We start from the raw sequence: 20027 nt of genomic DNA on the forward strand, positions 1-20027 counted from the left end.
TTCCGCTGCTATCGGCTCTACATCGCAGGCATCGGTGTCGGGCCGGGGCTGGGCAGCCCCGGCGTGTCCGGGTTCTCGGTGGGGTCGGGCATCGGCATGCCCGGCAGGTCGGGATTGACGGGTGGGTCACTCATGGGGCCAGTGCCGTCCTCGCCGGGCATCCGCTCGGGCATGGGCGAGGGGGTATCGGTGGGTTCGGTTGCTGGGGCGGGTGGACGGTCATAGGGTCCGGTCATGGTGTACCTCCAGGGTCAAGATGGGGTTGATGCTGCCCGTTTCGGCCGTCCAGCAGGGAAGAAAGATCTAAAGAGGTCTTCACGCCTTCGCGGCAGCGCTCACAGTCCGGTCCGCCGCAGCCGGGTCACACTGGACCATGGCTAAATTTAATTCCCGTTCCATGCTGGCCTGGGGTGTTGCGGCGCTGCTGGCCGGCGCCTCGGCGCAGACTGCACCTGCCGTCACCTTCGAGCCGTTCGTCAGCGGACTGAAACAGGTCACGGCCATCGCGCACGCGGGCGACGGTTCCAACCGTCTGTACGTCGCGCAGCAGGACGGGCGCGTCCGCATGATCGAGAACGGCGAGATCAGAAACAGCCTGTTTCTGGACGCCCAGAAGCTGACCCGTGCGGACGGGGAACGCGGCCTGATCGGGCTGGCCTTCGATCCGGAGTACAAGACCAACCGCCGCCTGTACGTGCACTACACCGACCTGAACGGCGACACGGTGCTGGCCCGTTACACCGCCACCCCCGACTTCAGCCGCGCCGAGGCGGCCAGCGCCAAAACCCTGTTTACCGCCAAGCAGCCGTACAGCAACCACAACGGCGGACAACTTGCCTTCGGCCCCGACGGTTTCCTGTACCTGGGGCTGGGAGACGGCGGTTCGGGCGGCGATCCCAAGAACAACGGGCAGGACCTGGGTTCGCCGCTGGGCAAGCTGCTGCGCTTCGACGTGTCCGGGGACGCGGCCAAACCCGCCGCAGGCAACCCCTTCGTGAACCGTGCGGGAGCCAACCCCAACATCTGGGCCTACGGCCTGCGCAACCCCTGGCGCTTCAGCTTTGACCGCGAGGGCGGCGGACTGGTGATCGCGGACGTGGGCCAGAACAGCTTCGAGGAGGTGGACTTCCAGCCCCGCGCCAGCAAAGGCGGCGAGAACTATGGCTGGCGCGTGCGCGAGGGCCGCGAGTGTTTCGAGAAGGGCTGCACCGACAAGGGCTTCGTGGAGCCGGTGCTGGTATACGGTCGCACGGAAGGCCAGAGCATCACTGGCGGCTACGTCTACCGGGGCAAGGCCATTCCTGCGCTGAAGGGGCAATACGTCTTCGCCGACTTCGCCACCGGAACCGTGTGGGCCGCGCCGGCCCAGGGCAACACCTGGGAGAAGAAGACGCTGGGCAAGGTGGCCAACCCCAGCACCTTCGGCGAGGATGAGGCGGGCGAGGTCTACGTGGCCGAGTACGGCAGCGGCCGGATCCTGAAGCTGGCGCAGAAGTAGCGCGGCGGGGTATTTGTACCACAGGGGAGATGCGGCGACTACTGCGCGTCTTCCCGCTGGTAGTCCACCACCAGCGGCCGGTGATCGCTTTCCTGGGCCGTGAGAACGGTGGCGCGTGTCGGGGTCAAGCCGCGCGCCATCTGGTGGTCGATGCGCACATGCAGGCCAGGGAAGGTCCAGCCGGGGCCACGCCCAGCCTGCATGAAGGCGTCTGGGCCGAATGCCTGCTGCAGGCTCTGGTAGATCACGCCACGCGGCGGGGTGTTCAGGTCACCGCCCAGCAGCGCCCGGCCCGGGGTCCGCCCGGCAATCTGCCGCAGCACCTGCGCCTGCGCCGCGCGGTTGTTGCGGGTTCGTTCCAGATAGGTGAAATTTCCGGTCAGCGCGGCGGTGACCTGCACCGTTCCCAGATGCGCGTTCACCACAGTCAGCGCTTGCCCGCGCCACTGCAAGCGTGTCAGCAGCACCTCACGCCGGTTGCCGGGCAGGGCCACCTTTTCCGAGGCCAGAACGGGCAGCCGGGTCAGCGTCATGACCTCCGCTGCCGAGCGCAGGGTGTAACCGGGCAGGGCGGCGGTCAGCGCCTCGGTGTAGCCCGGCGGCTGAAAGTTGGATTCCTGCAACAGGATGACGTCCGCATCGGCCCCCTTCAGGACGGCGGCCAGCCGATCCGGCGTGGACCGGTACCCGCTGTTGACGTTGTAGTTCAGCACCCGCAGCTGTCCGCTGTGTTGCGGCGTCCAGTGCAACAGACCCGCGCCCCAGGCGGCCAGCAGAGTTCCGGCCAGCGCCACCGCAATCCCCCGTCGCTGGAGGGCGGTCCACAGCAGCACCACTGGCGCAGGCACCAGCCACAGCACGGCAGGCGTATAGGCCAGCAGCAACGTGGGCAGCGTCTTCTCGCCCAGGACTTCGCCCAGCCCCCAGACCAGCACGGCGAACAGCAAGTAGACCCAGGCGAGGCGCGAGCGGAACATCGGGACCGAGCCTGTCACACCCCGGTGAGAGGCGGCGTCAACACAAAGTCATATCGGTCTAGAAGAGGGACGGGAGCAAAAGCCCTCGCCCCCCCCTGACGGGTGGGTCAGCGGTACTGGGCCGCCACTTCCCGCGCCTCTTCCCGCTGGGCCATTTCCTGGCGCTGCACCTGACCAATGGCGTCGGCCAGGGCCTCCTTAAGCTCGATCAGGCCGATGTTCTTCAGGGCGCTGACCGGCACGCCCTCGGTGCGCTCGATCTCGCGTTCCAGCGTCTCTGGCGCGGCGGCGTCGGCCTTGTTGAGGGCCACCACCGTGGGCATCTCCACGAAGCCCAGATCTTCGAGAATGCGGTTCACGGCGTTCAGGCGGGTGTCCGCGCCGGGGCTGGCGGCGTCCACCACATGCAGCAGCACGTCGGCGTCGCCGATTTCCTCCAGCGTGGCCTTGAATGCGCGGGTCAGGTCCTTGGGCAGGTCGCGGATGAAGCCCACCGTGTCGGTAAAGATCACCGGGCCGATGCCCTCGATAAAGCCCTGGCGGCTGGTGGGCCGCAGCGTGGCGAACAGCTTGTTGGCGGCCAGAACGCGTCGGGGGGCCTCGGCAGCGTGCGTGAAGGCGTTGAGCAGCGTGGACTTGCCCGCGTTGGTGTAGCCCACGATAGACACCACCGGAATGTCGTTGCGTTCCCGGCTCTTGCGGCGCTCCTCGCGGCGCAGCGAGCCGCTTTCCAGCTGCTTTTCCAGAAAGCTGAGGCGGTCGTTGATGCGGCGGCGGTCCAGCTCCAGCTTGGTTTCACCGGGGCCGCGTGTGCCGATCGCGCCCCCCGCCGCGCTGCCCCCGCCCCCGCCGATGCGCGAGAGCTGCGCGCCCGCACCCAGCAGCCGGGGCTTCATGTAGCGCAGCTGCGCCAGTTCGACCTGCAGGCGCGACTCCACCCCCTGCGCGTGCAGCGCGAAGATGTCCAGAATCAGCTGCGTGCGGTCAATGATCTTCAGGCCGGTCGCCGCCTCGATCTCGCGGGCCTGCGCCGCTCCCAACTCCTGCCCGAAGATCAGCAGATCGGCGTCCAGGTGGTAGGCCCGGCTGGTCAGTTCTTCCAGCTTGCCCGCGCCCACCAGCGTTCCGGCCTTGAGGTTGCGGCGGAAGATCAGCTCCTTGTAGACCACCTCGGCCCCGGCGGTGCGGGCCAGTTCGCCCAGCTCTTCCAGGCGCTCCTCGGCGTCGAATTCGCCCTGGTCCACCTGCACCAGCAGCGCACGTTCACGGTCCTTCTTGGACTCGCGGGTGCGGGCGGCGCGGGCAATTTCCTCCTCCAGCGCCGACACCTGGGCGCCCAGGTCAAAGTCGTCGATCTGGAAAATGGGCACCGGCGGCAGGATGCGCCAGTCTTCCTCCTCGCCCACCGTGCCGGGCGGGGTCAGGTGCGCGGTGTAGACGGGTCCGGGCCGTCCCTCATCCTTCGCGTCGATGGCCGAGACCGCGTCCAGCCGGTTCAGGAACAGCGCGGAGAGGTCGCCCTTGCTCAGTGGGCCGCCCTTGGGGTGAGCGTGCAGCAGGTGGTAGCCCGCCAGCCGGTTCTCGCCCGCGCGGATGGCCGGCAGTTCCGCCGCCTTGGCGTCGGCCACCGACACGCTCAGGATGCGCCCGCGACGGTCAATCAGGACGCTGACCTCGCGCCGGATCTCGCGCGACAGGTCTGCCAGCGTGCGGGCCAGTTCGGGGGAACCCACCCGCCCCGGCTCAACGCGGCGGCGGTACAGGTTGCCCAGTGATTTCAGTTGTGCGGGGCGCAGGCCAGAAGTATTTCCAAGAACTTTATCTATGTGGATTCACATCCTTTCTAAGGGTACAGAGGGTGAAGTCTGGATTGGGGGAACAGCCCGGCCTCGCCAGGCCCGAACAAGGTTCGCGCGGCGGGTGGCTGCAGGGTTCCGTCATTGGCCTCAGAATACCGCCCTGGCGCAGTTACAAAGGTGTGCAATGCCTTCAGGCGGCTATGGATTCGCAGGCAGCAGAACCGGGGCAGGTCTCAGATCTTGATCATCGTGGGTTCAGGGTACCGCAGAGGCGACGGGCGGCGCATCGGCAAGGTGGCCTAGCGGACGTCCGCCAGCACTTCCCGCACCGTGTGCCAACTGCGCGCCACGATTTCGGGATTGGTGTCCCGGTAGTACGGCAGCGCGAACAGGGCCTTGGCCAGTGCCCTGGCCCGGCCGCGCTCCCAGGTGGCTTCGTCGGGTTGCAACCTTTCGCGGTAAATGCGGCGGCTCCCGGCAGTCAGGGCATTCCAGGCGGGCATCAGGTCCACGGCCGGGTCATGCAGTTCCAGGGCCGAGAAATCCAGCACGGCGCTCAGGCGCTGGCCGTCCCACAGCAGGTTGCTGCTGTGCAGGTCACCGTGAACCCATACGGGGGGGTCCACCCACCCCGGAAGCTGCATTGCCTCGTCCCAGACGGCGGTGATGTTTCTGCGGGTTGTGGCGTCCAGCCACGCCGCCGAGGTGTCCAGGCTGGCGCGGACGTGCGGGTCAAGCGTGTGCAGATCGGTGGCGGGACTCCCGGCATGCGGCGCCCCGGTGGTGTCGCAGGCCCGCAGCGCCAGCACGAACTCGGCCAGTTGCCCGGCCAGTTCAGGACGCGCCGCCATTTCTGACAACGGGAGCATCGCCCCCGGCAACCAGCGGTACACGCCCCAGGTGTACGGGTAACCCTCACCCGGCTGGCCCAGCGCCAGCGGCTGGGGCACGCGCAACGGCAGCTGCGGGGCCAGCCGGGGCAGCCACTCCAGTTCCTTTTCCACCTGCCCCACCGCCCAGCCGATGCGGGGCAACCGGGCCATCAGACCATCGCCCAGCCGGTACAGGGCGTTATCGGTGCCAAACGATTGGACGCGGCGCACGGGCAAGGCAGCCCAGTCGGAAAATTGCGTGGCCAGCAGCCGACGCACCAACGAGACGTCGGTGTGAATCTCGTCGGGGTGCATCTTGAGATCAAGCGACATTGGCCCGAGCCTACCGCCGCCCGCCGCCGCCGGACATACACTGAACGGCTTACACTGACTCCCATGTCCACCCCCGAACTGCTGCGCGAGATGTTGCGCGAGGTGCTGTACGGCCCGGACGGCGGCCCGCTGGCCGTGGGCCTGTTCAGCGTGGGCGAGGCGGGGCTGCTGCGAACCGTTCACGCCCTGACGCCCGCGCAGGCCAGTGCGCCCGCTGCCCCGGGCCGCCCCACGCCCGCGCAAGTTACCGTGCACCTGCGGCAGTCGCTGGACCTGGCCGCCGCCCAGCTCGCGGACCCCTACGCCCTGTTGCCGGACGAGGCCGACGCCTGGAGCGTGCGTCCGGCCACTCCGCAGGCGTGGCGTCTGGAACTCGTCGCGCTGGCCCGCGCAGGCCAGAACCTGTACGACGCGCTGTACCTGCCCCTCTCGCCGGAAGGGCTGCGCATCGCCTTCGGGGCTGTCACGCACGCCGCCTATCACACCGGAGCACTGCGCTTCCATCTGGCGAGCCTGACGGCGGGGCCGCCTTGAAAGCAGGCACGGCGGCCGCCTGTTTCCAGCGCGGGTCAGCTTCTCGCGGTGTCCCTACCCGCGGGTGCTGTGGTCTGGACGGAGAGGATTGAAATTTCCAGCGTTCACCCCGTGCGGGCGGGGGCGGGGACAGTTTTGCCGGTGGCGTTTGTCTTTCGCCCGGTGCGCTGAGGCATGATCAGCCTCTCCCGGCAGCTGCTGCGGATTTTCCTGGCGGCGGTGGCCGGGATTGCGGCCACCGCCGCGATGGTCCGGCTCGCCACCCTGAACAGACGCCGTGCGCCGGGCTGGACGCTGCTGGTGGCCGCGCTGGCGACGCTGGCGGGCGTGGTGCTGACCGTGGGACTGGTGTGGTGGGACCGCCAGAGGAGACCCGCCATGTACTTCTGGCCCTGTCTGCCCTGTTCGGGGTGACGCTGACGCCAAGCGCAGCGGTGAGGGTGATCCTAGCGTTTGCCATGCCCGCGCCTCTTCCCCGGTGAAACGAAAACTTGCTGAAATAAGGCGAACGCCCCCGCCGGGTGGGCTGGGGGCGCTGCGTCCTGGTCTGGCGAAGAGGGTGGGATTCGAACCCACGGTACAGTTGCCCGTACTTCAGTTTTCGAGACTGACCCATTCAACCACTCTGGCACCTCTCCGCGCCGGTTCAAACGATGGGCAAGCGGGAGTGTAGCACGCCTCTTCGCAAGGGGAAAGGGGCCTGCGGGGTGCCGGGCGGACAGCGCGATTCTCATTTACCCCTTTCCATCGCCAGCTTTTCCAGTGCATATTGAGAGGAATTGGGCCAAGCGCCCGATGCCACACCGGGGGACATTTTGACGGACGCGCTGCACGGACTGCTCACCATTCTTGACTTGCTGGGCCTGCTGATGCTGGGCCTTTATTTTCTGCAGATGCTGCTGGCGGCCACGCTGCCCCGGCCCCGGCGTCTGCACGCGCCGGACGAGGCGCTGAACTTCACCTTCGTCGTGCCGGCCCTGAACGAGGAAGCGGTGATCGAGGCCACCGTCCGCAACCTGCGTGAGGTGGCCCCGGACGCCCGGATCGCGGTGATCGACGACGGCAGCGACGACCGCACTGCCCAGATCGTGGAGCGGCTGGCAGCGGGCGACGCGCGGGTGACCCTGTTGCGCCGCCACTTCCCGGAGGCCCGCCAGGGCAAGGGGCGCGCCATGAACTGGGCCGTGTCGCAGGTGCTGCGTAACCTGCGGGCGGCGGGTGCGAACCTGGAAAAAGAAGTCTTCGTGGTGATCGACGCCGACGGGCGCGTGACGCCAGGTCTGCTGCCCGAAGCGCGGCGCGTCATGGCGCACGGGGACGTGGTGGCCGCGCAGGCGCGCGTGCGGATCCGGCAGTCGCCCGGCCAGCTGAGCCTGAAGACCGCCGTGGGCCGGATGCTGGAGCAGCAGCAGGACATGGAATTCTTCATCACCCGCCACATCCAGCTGATGCGCTCGTGGTGGCACAGCGCTGCCCTGTGCGGCAACGGGCAGTTCATGCGTGCCAGCTACGTGGCGTCCATGTTCGGTGCCGGGCAGACGCCGTGGCCCGACGTGTTGCTGGAAGACTTCGGCAGCGCGGTGGAAGCCCGGCTGGTCAGTCCCCGGCACCGGCTGGTCTTTCTGGAAGAGGCGGTCACCCAGCAGGGTCTGCCTGACCTGCGGCGCTTCTCGCGCCAGCGCGCCCGCTGGACGCAGGGCACCATGCAATGCTTGCCCTATCTGGCGCAGTTGTGGAGCAGGCCCGTGCCCATCCTGGCCCGCCTGGATCTGAGCTACTTCATTCTCAGTCCGTGGCTGAGCGGCATCATTGTGCTGTCGTTCCTGACCCAGCCCCTGCGCTGGGCACTGGGGACGCAGGGGCTGGTGCTGGACGCGCAGGTCAGCGCCGTCATCACCGTCATCAACGTGATGATCCAGTTGCAGTGGGTGGCCCGCTACCGGCGCGAGAACAGCCTGTCGCTGGGCCGCACGGCGTTTACATTGGCCAGCCTGCCGGTCTACGGTTTCGCGCTGTTCCTGAGCCTGCCCATGGCTTACAAGCACTACTTCACGGGTCGCCTCACCTGGGACAAGAGCCAGCGCCACGCCGAGCCGGGCGAGAGGAGCGGACAGCCCGCCGAACTGCTGACGGTGGGCAGCGACTAGGCACCATCAAGCACGGCCGAGCCGTGTGGCTTCCGCACAGCAGAGACCGTCCCCTTCTCGAAACGGGGACGGCTCTTGATCGACAGTGGGCTGTGGCGCTGGCGATTCGCTGCCCTATTCTACCGCCTCGCCGCGCTGCAACTTCACGGCGCGCACCAGATTCTGGTACATCAGGGCGCTGGTCAGCGGGCCGACGCCGCCGGGCACCGGGGTCTGCGCGCGCACGGGCAGGTCAGGCTCGGCGTCGCCCACCATCTCGCCACCGCCCTGAACATTGATTCCGGCGTCAATCACGACGTGGTGCGGCTGAACGTGTTCCGGGCGCAGCAGTCCGGCGCGGCCCACCGCCACCACCACGGCGTCCAGCGGGGCCAGGACGGCCCCCAGGTCGCGGGTGTGTTCGTTGCACAGCGTCACGGTCACGCCCCGGTTGTTGAGCATGAAGGTCAGTGGGCGGCCCACCGTGCGTCCCGGCCCGATCACGGCCACACGCAGGCCGCGCAGGTCGTCACCCAGCACACGCCGCAGCAGGAAGCGCACGCTGCGCGGTGTGGGTGGCAGCAGCGCCTCGGCCTCCCGCCCCGCCGCAATCAGGGCGAGGTTAGCGGGCGTCAGGCCCTCCACGTCCTTGCGCGGCGCGATGTGCAGCAGAGCGGCGTCTGCGTCCAGGCCCGCCGCCAGCGGCAATTCCAGCACGGCGCCGTGGACCGCCTCATCTGCCGAGAGTTCACGCAGCGCCGCTTCCAGCTCGGGCTGAGACGCCCCGGCCCCCAGCTCGCGCACGCTGAAGTCCACGCCCAGCCGCCCGGCGCGTCTGGCCTTGCTGTCCACGTACACCCGCGAGGCCTCGTCGTCAGAGGCCAGCACGCTGACCAGGTGCGGGCGAAACTCCCAGCGCTTCAGGTCCTCCCGGACGTCACGGATGACCCCGTCGGCCAGGGGCTTGCCCAGCAGGGGAGACGACGCGTGTTCGCTGTCTGCCATGTCCCTAGTGCCGGAAATGGCGCGAACCCGTGAAGACCATGCTCAGGCCCAGTTCGTTGGCGGCGGCGATCACCTCCGGGTCCCGCTTGGCGCCGCCGGGTTGCAGGATTGCCGTGACCCCGGCACCCGCTGCCAGCCGCACGACATCATCGAAGGGAAAGAACGCCTCGGAGGCCAGGGACGCCCCGTGCGCCCGCTCGCCCGCGTTGGCCACGGCGCGTTCGGCGGCCCAGATGCGGCTGACCGCCCCTGCGCCCAGGCCCACGCTCACGCCGCCGCGCGCCAGCACCACCGCGTTGCTGCGGGCGTGCTTGACCGTCGCCCATGCGAAGCGCAGGTCGTTCCATTCCTCGTCCCGTGGCTGCCGCGTGGTGACCACCTCGGGGCACAGGTCATCCCACGGCCGGGCGTCGCGCTCCTGCACGGCGAAGCCTCCGGCCAGCGGACGCAGGTCCAGCACGCTGACCGCCTCAGCCTTCCCGGCGATCAACACGCGCAGATCGGGTTTCTTGGCGGCGAACCACTCCACCGCGTCGGGGGTCACGTCCGGCGCGATCAGCACTTCCAGAAAGGTGCCGCGCATGGCCTGCGCCGCATGTAGGTCAACCGTGCCGCTGACCGCCACCACGCCCCCAAACACGCTGAGGGTATCGGCGTCCCGCGCCAGTTCCCAGGCGGCCCGCACGTCGTCGGCGCGCGCCACGCCGCAGGGGTTGCCGTGCTTGACGGCCACGCAGACCATGCCCTGCTCCTGCTGCTCAAGCTCCTGACACAGCGCCCAGGCTGCGTCGGCGTCGGCGTAGTTGTTGAAGCTCATGGGTTTTCCGGCCACCACGCGGGCGTCGATCACCGGGCCATGCGCCGCGCCCCAGCGGTAGATCGCGCCGGGCTGGTGGGGGTTCTCGCCGTAGCGCACCTCAGCCACCTTCGACAGGTTCAGGGTCAGTTCGGGGGGAAGTCTGGTGGGCAGCACGTCCGAGTCGCCCTCCAGGTACGCGGTGATGGCCGCGTCGTACTCGGACGTGTGGCGGTAGGCCTTGGCGGCCAGACGGCGGCGCTCGGCCGGCGTGACCTCGCCCTGAAGTGCCACGCCGTAATCCGCCGGGTCCACCAGCACCAGCACGCCCGCGTGGTTCTTGGCCGCCGAACGCAGCATGGCCGGGCCGCCGATATCGATGTTCTCGATGACATCGGTGTCGGGTGCGCCCCGCGCCACCGTCTCGCGGAAGGGGTACAGGTTGACGCACACCAGATCGATGGTGCCGTAACCCTGCGCGGCCAGTTCCGCCAGGTGCCCGGCCTCGCGCCGGGCCAGAATGCCGCCGTGGACGGCGGGGTGCAGCGTCTTGACGCGCCCGTCCAGCATCTCGGGGAATCCGGTCACGTCGCTGACCGCCGTCACCGGCACGCCTGCCGCCTGCAGGGCCGCGAAGGTGCCGCCGGTGCTCAGCAGGGTCCAGCCGCGCTCCACCAGGGACCGCCCGAACTCCACCACGCCTGTCTTGTCGCTGACCGAAATCAGAGCCTGTTTGCCCATGTGTACCGCCTCCGGGAAAGATCTGAGAAAAGACTCCGGACGCGCCGTGTGTGCGGCGAACGTCCGACCCAGGCGCGCGATCAGGTGCTGTAAGGACGGCTTCCCCGTGGTTGGCCCACGTTCAGCGCCAGTTGCCGCCCGCTGTGGGCACAGCATAGCGCAGCGGAGGACCCAGGCCAGGGTGCAGATGGCCGTACACGCTCCGGCTCCGCCGCCTTGAGACTCATCCAATGGTCGGGCGCGGCACACATCCCTGCCCCCTACACTGAAAAGGATGACTGCCGTCCGCCGCTCCCCCCGGATTCACCTGCATCTGATCCTGATGACGGGACTGGCGGCATTTTTTCTCAGCCTGCTGCTGCTGCCTGAGGTGCGCGGGTTCCTGGGGCGCGGATACGCGGCGCTGAGTTCGCACGACCCGGAAGTGACGCACGCCTTCGTGCGCTCGCTGGGCTGGGCCGGGCCGGTGGCGATTCTGGTGGCCTACGTGATTCAGGCGGTGATTCCGCTGCTGCCCTCGCTGGTGCTGACGGCAGTAACGGTGCGGGCCTACGGGGTGGTGGTGGGCTTCGTGATCGTGTTTGCCGGGGCGCTGCTGGGCGCGGCAGCGGGCTACGGCCTGGGCCGGGCGCTGGGCGAACCGATGGTCCGGGCGCTGGCCGGCGAGAAGCCGCGGGCGCAGGCGCAGGCGTTCATGAACCGGCACGGGCCGCAGGGCGTGCTGCTGGTGCGCCTGATGCCGGTGCTGCCTGCCGAGGTGCTGAGTCTGGTGGCGGGGGCGGCCCGCATGGGGTTCCGCCCGTTCATGCTGGCGACGGCGGTGGGCGTGCTGCCGGTCACGCTGCTGGTGGTGTGGCTGTCGGAATCGGCCAGTCGGCTGCTGTGGGGGCTGGCCATCATGTCGCTGGTGGTGGGGGGCGTGGTCCTGGTGCGCTGGGGGCTGGCGCGGCGGCGTGGCACCACGCCCGCCGGGGCCGAGGCGGCCCCCACCCAGGACGCCCAGCCGAAGACCTGACGCTCCGGCTCGGGTAAACTGCGCCTCATGCCCGCCGGGACCGTGCGGGGCAGGAGGACCATGACTCAGACCGATAAGGACGCCCCAACCGCGTCCGCCTACGAACGCGCAGGTGTCAGTATCGACGCCGGACACCGCGCCGTGGCCCTGATGAAAGACGCCGTGGCCCGCACCCACACCCCCGCCGTGCTGGGCGGCATCGGCGGCTTCGGCGGCCTGTTCAGTGCCTCGGCCTTTACGGGTCTGGCGGACCCGGTGCTGGTGGCCTCCACCGACGGGGTGGGCACCAAGACCAAGGTGGCCGTGCGGCTGGGACAGCCCGGTGGCCTGGGCGCGGATATCGTCAACCACTGCGTCAACGACATTCTGGTGCAGGGCGCACGGCCCCTGTTTTTTCTGGACTACGTGGCGATGGGCCGCCTGGACCCCGAGGGCGTGGCGGCGGTGGTAACCGGCGCGGCGCAGGCCTGTGAGGCGCTGGGCGTGGCCCTGCTGGGCGGTGAGACCGCCGAGATGCCCGGCGTGTACGTGGACGGCGAACTGGACATTGTGGGCACGATTGTCGGGGTGGTGGACCGCGCCGCGCTGGTGGACGGCTCGCGCATCGGGGCCGGGGACGCCGTGATCGCGCTGCCCAGCGCCGGGCTGCACACCAACGGGTTCTCGCTGGCGCGGCTGGCACTAGACGGACTGGACTGGCACGAAGCCCGCGCCGATCTGGACGGACAGACTCTGGCCGCGCTGCTGCCGGTGCCGCACCGCGCCTACGTGTCGGGCCATGACGCCCTGAAAAATGCCGGGGTCGACGTGCGCGGCATGGCCCACATCACCGGCGGCGGCCTGATCGACAACCCGCCGCGCGTGTTTCCGCCGGGCGTCGGCATGAACATCGACACCGCGTCCTGGACCGTGCCGCCGCTGTTCCGGCTGATCGTGAAGGAGGCGCAGGTGGCCCGTGCCGAGGCCTTCCGCGCCCTGAACATGGGCGTGGGCTTCCTGTTCATCGTGCCTGCCGCCGAGGCGGACGCGGCCCTGTCGGCCCTGCGCGGCGCGGGCGAGCAGCCGTGGGTGATCGGGCAGATGGTGGCCGGAGACGGCGTGACGTTTGACGGGGTGAGGCCTTGACCTCGTCTTCCAAGGCCAGGGCGTCCAAGGGACGGCTGGCCCCCTTCGGGTTCACGCCGCCGGACCGCCGCAGCGCCGCCGAGTTCTGGGTGGTGCGCCACGGCGAGAGCACCTGGAACACCGAGGGCCGCTACCAGGGGCAGGCGGACGTGCCGCTGAGCCACGTCGGCATTCTCCAGGCTGCCAGTCTGGCCGAGCGCCTGACCGGGCAGCACTTCGACGCGGTGTACACCAGTGACCTGCGGCGCGCCTCCCAGACTGCAGAAGCGGTGGCCGAGCGTCTGGAAGGGCCGCCCGCCGTGCAGCCTGACCCCGGCCTGCGCGAGATCGACGTGGGCGAGCTGTCGGGGCTGGTCATCGCAGACATCCGCGAGCGCCATCCCGACTACCTGCAGGCGCTGAAGACCGATCCCTGGGCCACCCGGCGGCCCGGCGGCGAGAGCATGGAGGACCTGTACACCCGCAGCGGCGCGGCGTTTGAGACCCTGCGTGCCCGCCATCCGGGTCAGCGGGTGCTGGTCTTCACGCACGGCGGCGTGGTGCGCGTGGCGGTGGGGCTGGCCCTGGGCGGCGTGCCTGCCAACGCCTGGGCAAGATTGAGCGTGACCAACACCAGCATCACCCGCGTGTTGCTGGGCGAGAACAGCGGCACCCTGCTGGGGTTCAACGACGACGCGCATCTGGAAGACCTGATCGAGGCCACCGAGGCCGATGACGTGCTGGGACAGCCGCAGTGACCGCCCCGGCCCCGGACCTCGCCGCCCGCTACCAGTCGGGCGACCTGCGTGCCCTGGCCCGCGCGGTCACGCTGGCCGAGGCGGGGCTGCCCGCTGCCCGCCCACTGCTCAAGCTCGCGCGGGCGGGCGGCATCCGTTCGGTGGTTCTGGGTATTACCGGCAGCCCCGGCAGCGGCAAGAGCACGCTGACCGACGCCCTGATTGCTGCGCTGCGGGGACGGGGGCAGCGGGTGGCGGTGCTGGCGGTGGATCCCAGCAGCCCGTATTCCGGCGGGGCGATTCTGGGGGACCGCATCCGCATGCTGCGGCACCACGCCGATGCGGGGGTGTTCGTGCGTTCCCTGGCCAGCCGGGGGGCGCTGGGCGGGTTGTCGGCCCGGACGATGGCGGTGCTGGCGCTGCTGGAGGGCGGGGGCTTCGACTGGATCATCCTGGAGACTGTGGGCGTGGGGCAGTCGGAGGTGGACGTGGCCGCCGCGTGTGACCACACCCTGCTGGTGGTCACGCCCGCCGGGGGCGACGGCGTGCAGGCGTTCAAGGCCGGCATCATGGAAATCGCGGACGTGATCGCCGTGAACAAGTCGGACCTGCCCGGCGCGTCCCGCACGGTGCGCGAGCTGACCTCGGCGCAGGCGCTGGGCTGGCACGACGAGCACACCTGGCTGGCCCCGGTCCGCAAGACGATTGCCTCGAAGGGTGAGGGCGTGGACAGCGTGATCGAGGCGGTGCTGAAACACCGCGCCCACCTGGGCGAGGCGGGGCTGCAGGAACGCCGCCGCCTGCGGGCCGAGTTCGAGGTGCGCTCGCTGGTGCAGGAGCGCCTGCTGCGCCGCGCCCGCGAGGTGGGGGACCTCTACGCCCGCGTGGCCCGCGGCGAACTGGACGCCGAGGCGGCGGCGGACGAACTGCTGGGCGATTCGTGAGCACGGGGCAGTGAAGGCCCGGACCCTCGCCCCCCTGCTGCTCGCCTTTCTCGGCGTTCAGCGCCTGCTGGAGCTGCGGCTGGCCCGTGCCAATGAGCGCTGGGCGCGCGAACACGGCGCGGTGGAATACGGGCAGGAACATTACCCGCTGTTCTTCGTGCTGCATCCGGCGTGGATGGTCTGTACCCTGCTGGAAGGCCGGGCGTCCGGGCGGCGGGTGAACGGGCCCGCGCTGGCCCTGTTCGTGCTGGCCCAGCCGCTGCGCTACTGGGTGATCCGCACGCTGGGCCGGTACTGGAACACCCGCATCCTGATCGTGCCGGGCGGGCAGCGGGTGACAGGCGGTCCCTTTCGTCTGCTCAGGCACCCCAACTACGCGGTGGTGGCGCTGGAACTGCTCAGCGCGCCGCTGGCCGTGGGCGCGTGGCGCACGGCACTGGTGTTCACGCTATTGAACGCCGGGCTGCTGGTCCTGATCCGCATTCCGGCCGAGGAACGGGCGCTAGCGAATTACGCTGCGGCCCGTCCGTACCGCAGCTGACGGGGGGTTCCGCACTGGCGGTGCGGGTGGGGGCTATTGCGCGGCGGGCTATTCCGCTGTGGGAAAACGCCGTTCGAGTTCCAGCCCCCGGGGCGTGTCGGCGATCTGCAGCGCGGCGTGGACTGCCATGCCCTGCAATTCCAGGCGCGTGCGCCCCTGAAAATTGCTGCGCTCCACCACGGCGGCCACCGCGCGGACGGTCCAGCCGCGTTTGGCGGCCAGCAGGGCGATCAGCAGTTCGGGCAGGCCGCACTGAAGGTGGCGCGTCACCACCACGGCCGTTTGAAGGTCCTCGGGTAAGGGGGCCGGTGTGGGCAGCGACCAGTGGTTGGCGTGTTCGTCTGAACCCCTCTCGGCCGACGCTGCAGGGTCCAGCCCGGCCAGGGCCGTGGCATCCGGCTGCGCCAGCACCACCGGGGTGCCGCGCAGGCGGGCCAGGGCGCGGGCCATCTTCTCGGCGTTGGGCAGGGCGATGATCACGTCAAAATCCGGCAGGGTCAGATTGAAGTGGTCCAGGACAGCATCGCGCTCACGCAGACTCAGGTCGCGCAGACGGTCTTCAAACTGGGTCTCGCTGGGCAACACCTTGGCAATTGCAGCGAGAAGGGTCTTGGCCATGCCCGTAGCCTAACGGTTTCCGGGGAGATTTCATATGTGTGGTGGCCCCTGCACCCCCGCTGGACGCGCACCTCTGGGGGCAGAGGCCGTCTGCCCCGCAGCCGATCCGCCTGACCGGACGGCCTGCCGCCCGGAGGCAGCAGCGCGGGATACTCTTCTGGCATATGCAGGTCCGTGTCAGCACCCCGACCCCCGTGATTCAGCACGGCACGGCCGTCGCCCTGGCCGTGACGGCGGGCCACTTCATCAATGACGCCTACGGCGCGATGCTCACGCCCCTGATGCCCGCGCTGCAGAGCAAGTACGGCGTGAGCATCGCCGCCGTCACGCTGCTGTCCAGCGTCTACAGCCTGACCAGCAGCGTGATGCAGCCCCTGCTGGGTATCCTGGGCGAGCGGCTGGACCGTCGTTATTCTGCCGCGCTGGGGCCACTGATGACGGGGCTGGGCCTGACCCTGATGGGCTTTGTGCCGTGGTTCGGGGCGCTGATCCTGCTGGTGGCGGTGGCCGGCTTCGGCAGCGGCTTCTTTCACCCGGCAGGGGCGGCGTATGTGGCGCAGAACAGCCCGCCCAACAAGCGCGGCTTGTGGGCCAGCATCTTCAGCGCGGGCGGCACGGCGGGCATGGCGCTGGGACCGGTCTTCGCCGGGGTGGGCCTGAATAACCTGCCGTGGTTCGCATTGATCGGCGTGGTGTTCGCGGCCATCACGTTTGCGGTCACGCCGTCAGGCACGCAGAAGGCCCGGAAGATCAAGCTGCGCGTGTACGTTCAGATCTTCCGGGGGCCGATGCAGTGGCTGTGGGGCATGGCAGTCCTGCGTTCGCTGGCCAGCATGGGCTACAACACCATGCTGCCGTTCATGCTGTACGCGCGGGGATTTGGCCTGCGCGAGGTGGGCGTGACCCTGGCGATCTACGCCCTCGCCAGCGCCATCGGCGGCATTGTGGGCGGACGCCTGAGTGACCGCTACGGGCGCACCCCGGTGCTGCGCGCCGCCATCCTGACCACCATTCCGTTTTTCGCCGTGCTGATCCTGTCCAACCCCGGCCAGTGGTGGTTTTACCCGCTGACCTTCGTGGTGGGCGCGGCGGTCAACGCCAGCATCCCGGTGGGCGTGGTCACCGCTCAGGAATACGCCCCCGAGCATGTGGCGGTTGCCAGCAGCATCATGATGGGCTTTTCCTGGGGGTTTGCGGGCCTGCTGATCTTCCTGGTGGGGATGCTGGCCGACGCCACCACGCCCACCACGGCGGCCCTGGTCAGCATCAGCCTGCTGATTCCCAGCGCCGTGATCGCCTACCGCCTGCCAGAGCCGGACAAGACCGAATTCAGCTGAGCCTGGACGCAGACGAAAGAGCCCCCTCCACCTGCGGGAGGGGCTCTTTACTTGCTGCTCGGTCGAGGGCTGGCGGTCAGGGGCTTCAGCCCTGCTCTTCCCACACCAGCACCGCGCCGCCCCGCGCGCCCACCTCCAGCTCCGCGCCATCCTTCAATTCATGAATCTGACCGCTCAAGACGTCCCGGTACCGCCCCGCCTCGACGCCGTGCAGGGCCACACGGGCCGGGTCCTGGGCGCAGTTCAGGGCCACGTAGGCGCAGCGGTTCTCGTGACAGCGGGCGAACAGCAACTGCTCACCCTGGGCATACAGGACCTCAAAACTGCCGCGTTGCAACGGGCGGCTGGTGTGCCGGGCTGCCGTCAGCGTGCGGGTCAGCTCCAGCGTGTCCAGATCCCACTCTGAATCATTCCAGGGAAAGGCCCGGCGGCAGTCGGGGTCGGGGCCGCCTTGCAGGCCGATCTCGTCGCCGTAGTAGATGCACGGCGCGCCGGGGTAGGTCATCTGGAAGATGGTGGCGAGGCGGAAGGCGGAAGGGTCGCCGCCCACCGCCGTGATGAAGCGGGCGGTGTCGTGCGAGTCCAGCAGGTTCAGCTGGGCAGCGACGATTTCCGGATGGTACATGTGGGCCACTTCAGTCATACGGGCGGCGAAGGCCGGGGCGTCCACCGGGTCCACGCGGCCCGTGCCGCTGCGCTCGTTCATGGGGTGGTCCAGGGTGCGGGCACCGAAAAAGGCCAGGCAGGGGCGGGTGAAGTGGTAGTTCATCACGGCGTCGAACTGATCGCCGCGCAGCCAGCGGTGGGCGTCGCCCCAGATCTCGCCCACGATGTACGCGTCGGGATTCACCGCCTTGACGCGGCGGCGGAACTCCTGCCAGAAGGAGTCGTCGTCGATCTCGTTGGGCACGTCGAGCCGCCAGCCGTCGATGCCGAAGCGCGTCCAGTACTCGGCCACCTCCCACAGGAAGTCGCGCACGGCGGGGTTGCTGGTGTTGAATTTGGGCAGGGCGCGGTTGCCCCACCACGCCGCGTAGCCGGCCGGCCGGGCGTCGTCGTAGGGGTGCAGCGGCCAGCTTTCCGGGTGGAACCAGTCACGGTAGGCGCTGGCCTCGCCCTGTTCGAGCAGATCGTTGAACTGGAAAAAGCCCCGGCTGCTGTGGTTGAACACGCCGTCCAGCACCACGCGCATGCCGCGCCCGTGGGCCTCGTCGATCAGGGCCCGCAGCGCCGCGTTACCGCCCAGCATGGGGTCTACCTGAAAGTAGTCGTGGGTGTGGTAGCGGTGATTGCTGGCCGACTGGAACACCGGGCAGAAATAGATGGCGTTCACGCCCAGGCCCTGAATGTGGTCCAGCCGCTCGATGACGCCCCACAGGTCGCCGCCCATGTAGCGGTTGAATTCTGGAGTGTCGCCCCACGGCTGCAAGTTCATGCCGGTCACCCGTCCGCTGCGGGCGAAGCGGTCCGGGAAGATCTGGTAGAACACGGCGTCCTTGACCCATTCAGGGGTGGTGGGGTGGGCGGTCTGGGTGTCGGTATGGGGAGCGTTCTGCACGGCGGTCATCTGCGCGCCAGCATAGCGGAGCCCGACTGACAACGATCATTCAGCAGGGCGCTGTGGTTGTCCTGCATTTTGCGCGTTCCAATTCTCGACGAACATTCGCGCCCCGACCCCGTCAGTCACCTCGCCCAGCGCCACCGCCTCGTTCAGCGCCCGCAGCACCTCGCCCACGCGGGGGCCGGGCGAGAGACCCAGCAGCGCCATCACGTCTGCGCCGGTCAGCAGGGGCCTGGGCGGTGCGGGCCGGTCTTCCAGCGCCGCCAGCACGCGGCCCATGGCGGCGGCGTAGGCGTGGCGGCTGGCGGCCGAGCTGCTGGGCCCCCGCGCGGCCTCGCGGTCCGCCAGCATCACCCACAACAGGTCCGGCAGCAGGTCACGGCGGCGGTGAACGAAACGCCGGGCCTCCTTTTCCCCGGCAGGCAGCGGGACCATGTGGGCCTCCACCAGCCGGGCAACGTGTCGGATGTCGCCGGCGGGCAGTTTCAGGCGGCCCAGCATCTGCGTGGCCAGCGCCGCGCCCAGTTTGTCGTGGCCATAGAAGTGGGTGCGGCCTGTCTCGGGGTCTACCGTGTGTGAACGGGGTTTGCCCACGTCGTGCAGCAGGGCGGCCCAGCGCAGGGGCAGCGGGGCGTCCGGCTGCCGGGCCAGCAACTGATGCAGCGCCTCCAGCCCATGCCCGAACACGTCCAGATGGTGAAAGCCGCCCTGCTGGAGGCCGATGCCCTCGCGCAGTTCCGGCAGCGTCAGGGCCAGCAGCCCCAGATCTTCCAGCCGCTTCACGCCGTGGGCGGCGTCCGGGTGGCGTAGCAGGGCCTGCACCTCGTCACGGACGCGCTCTGCTGCGGGCCGCTTCAGTGCGCCGTGGGCCAGTTCCGCCGCCACCTCGCGCATCACCTGTTCGGTGTCCGCTTCCAGCCGGAAGCCCAGCGTGACCTCCAGCCGCGCCGCCCGCCACGCCCGCAGCGGGTCGGCCCGCAGGTTGGCCGCGCCCACCATCCGCAGCCGCCGCGCCTTCAGGTCCGCCCGCCCGCCCGCCGGGTCCAGAATCTTCCTGTCCCCGGTCAGGGCCAGCGCGTTCACCGTGAAATCCCGGCGCAGCAGATCCTCGGTCACGTCGGCGGGCAGCGGCACGAAGTCGTGGTGCGGCGCAGCGTGGTGGTCCTCGTCCGGCAGATGCACCCGCCAGTACCCGCGTTCCTCGTCCAGTGCGAAGGCCGAACCCCCCAGGGCGTCCGCCATCGCGCGGGCCGCCCCTGCCGGATCTGGCACGGCCCAGTCGTAGTCTTTCGGGGACACGCCGCGCAGCCAGTCCCGTGCCGCGCCGCCCACCAGCAGGCTGCCGGGTGGAAATGGAGGCAGGGGCGGGCGGCGGCGGAACATGGGGCCATGGTAACTGTGCCGTGGGGTCCCGGCCCCCTTACCGGTGCCCGTGAACGTGCGGCAGAGACGTGCGGCAGAGCAGGGCCTGGGGTCCGTGAGGTGCGCC

The 20027-nt window shown here is 69.4% G+C and carries 19 protein-coding genes, 1 tRNA gene and 1 riboswitch; of the genes, 10 read left to right on the forward strand and 10 right to left on the reverse strand.

The genetic code is table 11. The features are described from left to right. Positions 1 to 17 precede the first annotated feature (17 nt). Positions 18 to 236: a hypothetical protein gene (locus IEY31_RS06360; RefSeq protein ID WP_188970118.1), complete on the reverse strand. Its 219-nt coding sequence runs from the start codon at positions 234 to 236 to the stop codon at positions 18 to 20. A 137-nt stretch (positions 237 to 373) separates the two neighbouring features. On the opposite strand from IEY31_RS06360, the gene IEY31_RS06365 reads away from it, so the two are divergent. Continuing rightward, on the forward strand, positions 374 to 1498 hold the full coding sequence (locus tag IEY31_RS06365; protein ID WP_188970120.1) for a PQQ-dependent sugar dehydrogenase: 1125 nt from the start codon (positions 374 to 376) through the stop codon (positions 1496 to 1498). 38 nt (positions 1499 to 1536) lie between these two features. Here the strand turns inward: IEY31_RS06365 and IEY31_RS06370 are convergent, their stop codons facing one another. The 3 genes from IEY31_RS06370 to IEY31_RS06380 form a co-directional block, all read right to left on the reverse strand. Beyond that, the gene (locus IEY31_RS06370; protein ID WP_188970122.1) at positions 1537 to 2475 is read right to left on the reverse strand and encodes an endonuclease/exonuclease/phosphatase family protein; all 939 of its coding nucleotides are present in this window, start codon (positions 2473 to 2475) and stop codon (positions 1537 to 1539) included. Between the two features lie 107 nt (positions 2476 to 2582). Then, a complete protein-coding gene (hflX, locus tag IEY31_RS06375) occupies positions 2583 to 4301 on the reverse strand; it encodes a GTPase HflX (protein ID WP_188970301.1) in 1719 nt (572 codons plus the stop codon). Positions 4302 to 4573: 272 nt separating this feature from the next. Then, positions 4574 to 5479 (reverse strand): aminoglycoside phosphotransferase family protein, encoded by a 906-nt coding sequence (locus IEY31_RS06380; RefSeq protein ID WP_188970124.1) that lies wholly within the window; start codon positions 5477 to 5479, stop codon positions 4574 to 4576. A 63-nt stretch (positions 5480 to 5542) separates the two neighbouring features. On the opposite strand from IEY31_RS06380, the gene IEY31_RS06385 reads away from it, so the two are divergent. Next, positions 5543 to 6013 (forward strand): hypothetical protein, encoded by a 471-nt coding sequence (locus IEY31_RS06385; RefSeq protein ID WP_188970125.1) that lies wholly within the window; start codon positions 5543 to 5545, stop codon positions 6011 to 6013. 174 nt (positions 6014 to 6187) lie between these two features. Continuing rightward, entirely contained in the window at positions 6188 to 6427 is a 240-nt protein-coding gene (locus tag IEY31_RS06390) for a hypothetical protein (RefSeq protein ID WP_188970127.1), read from the forward strand. 134 nt (positions 6428 to 6561) lie between these two features. On the opposite strand, the gene IEY31_RS06395 is transcribed toward IEY31_RS06390, so the two are convergent. Continuing rightward, positions 6562 to 6651: transfer RNA gene (locus tag IEY31_RS06395), tRNA-Ser, on the reverse strand. Between the two features lie 177 nt (positions 6652 to 6828). On the opposite strand from IEY31_RS06395, the gene IEY31_RS06400 reads away from it, so the two are divergent. Further along, positions 6829 to 8160 (forward strand): glycosyltransferase, encoded by a 1332-nt coding sequence (locus tag IEY31_RS06400; RefSeq protein ID WP_229723365.1) that lies wholly within the window; start codon positions 6829 to 6831, stop codon positions 8158 to 8160. A gap of 114 nt (positions 8161 to 8274) precedes the next feature. Here IEY31_RS06400 and IEY31_RS06405 read toward each other — a convergent pair whose 3' ends face one another. Both IEY31_RS06405 and purH read right to left on the reverse strand, forming a co-directional pair. Beyond that, positions 8275 to 9144 (reverse strand): bifunctional 5,10-methylenetetrahydrofolate dehydrogenase/5,10-methenyltetrahydrofolate cyclohydrolase, encoded by an 870-nt coding sequence (locus IEY31_RS06405; protein ID WP_188970129.1) that lies wholly within the window; start codon positions 9142 to 9144, stop codon positions 8275 to 8277. 4 nt (positions 9145 to 9148) lie between these two features. Next, positions 9149 to 10681 (reverse strand): bifunctional phosphoribosylaminoimidazolecarboxamide formyltransferase/IMP cyclohydrolase, encoded by a 1533-nt coding sequence (gene purH, locus IEY31_RS06410; RefSeq protein WP_188970132.1) that lies wholly within the window; start codon positions 10679 to 10681, stop codon positions 9149 to 9151. Between the two features lie 59 nt (positions 10682 to 10740). Then, a riboswitch (ZMP/ZTP riboswitch) is annotated at positions 10741 to 10826 on the reverse strand. Positions 10827 to 10955: 129 nt separating this feature from the next. Here purH and IEY31_RS06415 point away from each other — a divergent pair. From IEY31_RS06415 to IEY31_RS06435, 5 genes are read left to right on the forward strand one after another with little or no spacing between them, the layout of a single operon-like run. Next, positions 10956 to 11696, forward strand: a complete 741-nt coding sequence (locus IEY31_RS06415; RefSeq protein ID WP_188970134.1) for a TVP38/TMEM64 family protein — start codon at positions 10956 to 10958, stop codon at positions 11694 to 11696. 60 nt (positions 11697 to 11756) lie between these two features. After that, a complete protein-coding gene (gene purM / locus IEY31_RS06420; protein WP_188970136.1) occupies positions 11757 to 12821 on the forward strand; it encodes a phosphoribosylformylglycinamidine cyclo-ligase in 1065 nt (354 codons plus the stop codon). Next, a complete protein-coding gene (locus tag IEY31_RS06425) occupies positions 12818 to 13558 on the forward strand; it encodes a histidine phosphatase family protein (protein ID WP_188970138.1) in 741 nt (246 codons plus the stop codon). Before purM ends, IEY31_RS06425 begins: the two co-directional genes overlap by 4 nt. Further along, a complete protein-coding gene (meaB, locus tag IEY31_RS06430) occupies positions 13555 to 14481 on the forward strand; it encodes a methylmalonyl Co-A mutase-associated GTPase MeaB (protein WP_188970140.1) in 927 nt (308 codons plus the stop codon). Before IEY31_RS06425 ends, meaB begins: the two co-directional genes overlap by 4 nt. 10 nt (positions 14482 to 14491) lie before the next feature. Continuing rightward, positions 14492 to 15022: an isoprenylcysteine carboxyl methyltransferase family protein gene (locus tag IEY31_RS06435; RefSeq protein ID WP_188970142.1), complete on the forward strand. Its 531-nt coding sequence runs from the start codon at positions 14492 to 14494 to the stop codon at positions 15020 to 15022. A gap of 48 nt (positions 15023 to 15070) precedes the next feature. Here the strand turns inward: IEY31_RS06435 and IEY31_RS06440 are convergent, their stop codons facing one another. Next, a complete protein-coding gene (locus tag IEY31_RS06440; protein ID WP_188970144.1) occupies positions 15071 to 15640 on the reverse strand; it encodes a hypothetical protein in 570 nt (189 codons plus the stop codon). Between the two features lie 164 nt (positions 15641 to 15804). On the opposite strand from IEY31_RS06440, the gene IEY31_RS06445 reads away from it, so the two are divergent. Beyond that, the gene (locus IEY31_RS06445) at positions 15805 to 16977 is read left to right on the forward strand and encodes an MFS transporter (protein ID WP_188970146.1); all 1173 of its coding nucleotides are present in this window, start codon (positions 15805 to 15807) and stop codon (positions 16975 to 16977) included. A gap of 85 nt (positions 16978 to 17062) precedes the next feature. On the opposite strand, the gene IEY31_RS06450 is transcribed toward IEY31_RS06445, so the two are convergent. Together IEY31_RS06450 and IEY31_RS06455 are read right to left on the reverse strand one after the other, a co-directional pair. After that, positions 17063 to 18544: a glycoside hydrolase family 13 protein gene (locus IEY31_RS06450; RefSeq protein ID WP_188970148.1), complete on the reverse strand. Its 1482-nt coding sequence runs from the start codon at positions 18542 to 18544 to the stop codon at positions 17063 to 17065. Positions 18545 to 18580: 36 nt separating this feature from the next. Further along, positions 18581 to 19921: a CCA tRNA nucleotidyltransferase gene (locus IEY31_RS06455; protein ID WP_188970150.1), complete on the reverse strand. Its 1341-nt coding sequence runs from the start codon at positions 19919 to 19921 to the stop codon at positions 18581 to 18583. Positions 19922 to 20027: the final 106 nt, after the last annotated feature.

The organism is Deinococcus aerolatus, from assembly GCF_014647055.1.
Taxonomy (GTDB): domain Bacteria; phylum Deinococcota; class Deinococci; order Deinococcales; family Deinococcaceae; genus Deinococcus; species Deinococcus aerolatus.

Excerpts from the sequence above, each read along its gene's own strand:
- IEY31_RS06390 (WP_188970127.1), top strand. The coding sequence starts at position 6,188 with ATGATCAGCCTCTCCCGGCAGCTGCTGCGGATTTTCCTGGCGGCGGTG.
- purM (WP_188970136.1), top strand. The coding sequence starts at position 11,757 with ATGACTCAGACCGATAAGGACGCCCCAACCGCGTCCGCCTACGAACGC.
- IEY31_RS06445 (WP_188970146.1), top strand. The coding sequence starts at position 15,805 with ATGCAGGTCCGTGTCAGCACCCCGACCCCCGTGATTCAGCACGGCACG.
- IEY31_RS06365 (WP_188970120.1), top strand. The coding sequence starts at position 374 with ATGGCTAAATTTAATTCCCGTTCCATGCTGGCCTGGGGTGTTGCGGCG.
- IEY31_RS06380 (WP_188970124.1), bottom strand. The coding sequence starts at position 5,479 with ATGTCGCTTGATCTCAAGATGCACCCCGACGAGATTCACACCGACGTC.
- IEY31_RS06370 (WP_188970122.1), bottom strand. The coding sequence starts at position 2,475 with ATGTTCCGCTCGCGCCTCGCCTGGGTCTACTTGCTGTTCGCCGTGCTG.
- IEY31_RS06415 (WP_188970134.1), top strand. The coding sequence starts at position 10,956 with ATGACTGCCGTCCGCCGCTCCCCCCGGATTCACCTGCATCTGATCCTG.
- purH (WP_188970132.1), bottom strand. The coding sequence starts at position 10,681 with ATGGGCAAACAGGCTCTGATTTCGGTCAGCGACAAGACAGGCGTGGTG.
- IEY31_RS06450 (WP_188970148.1), bottom strand. The coding sequence starts at position 18,544 with ATGACCGCCGTGCAGAACGCTCCCCATACCGACACCCAGACCGCCCAC.
- IEY31_RS06455 (WP_188970150.1), bottom strand. The coding sequence starts at position 19,921 with ATGTTCCGCCGCCGCCCGCCCCTGCCTCCATTTCCACCCGGCAGCCTG.
- IEY31_RS06440 (WP_188970144.1), bottom strand. The coding sequence starts at position 15,640 with ATGGCCAAGACCCTTCTCGCTGCAATTGCCAAGGTGTTGCCCAGCGAG.
- IEY31_RS06405 (WP_188970129.1), bottom strand. The coding sequence starts at position 9,144 with ATGGCAGACAGCGAACACGCGTCGTCTCCCCTGCTGGGCAAGCCCCTG.
- IEY31_RS06385 (WP_188970125.1), top strand. The coding sequence starts at position 5,543 with ATGTCCACCCCCGAACTGCTGCGCGAGATGTTGCGCGAGGTGCTGTAC.
- IEY31_RS06360 (WP_188970118.1), bottom strand. The coding sequence starts at position 236 with ATGACCGGACCCTATGACCGTCCACCCGCCCCAGCAACCGAACCCACC.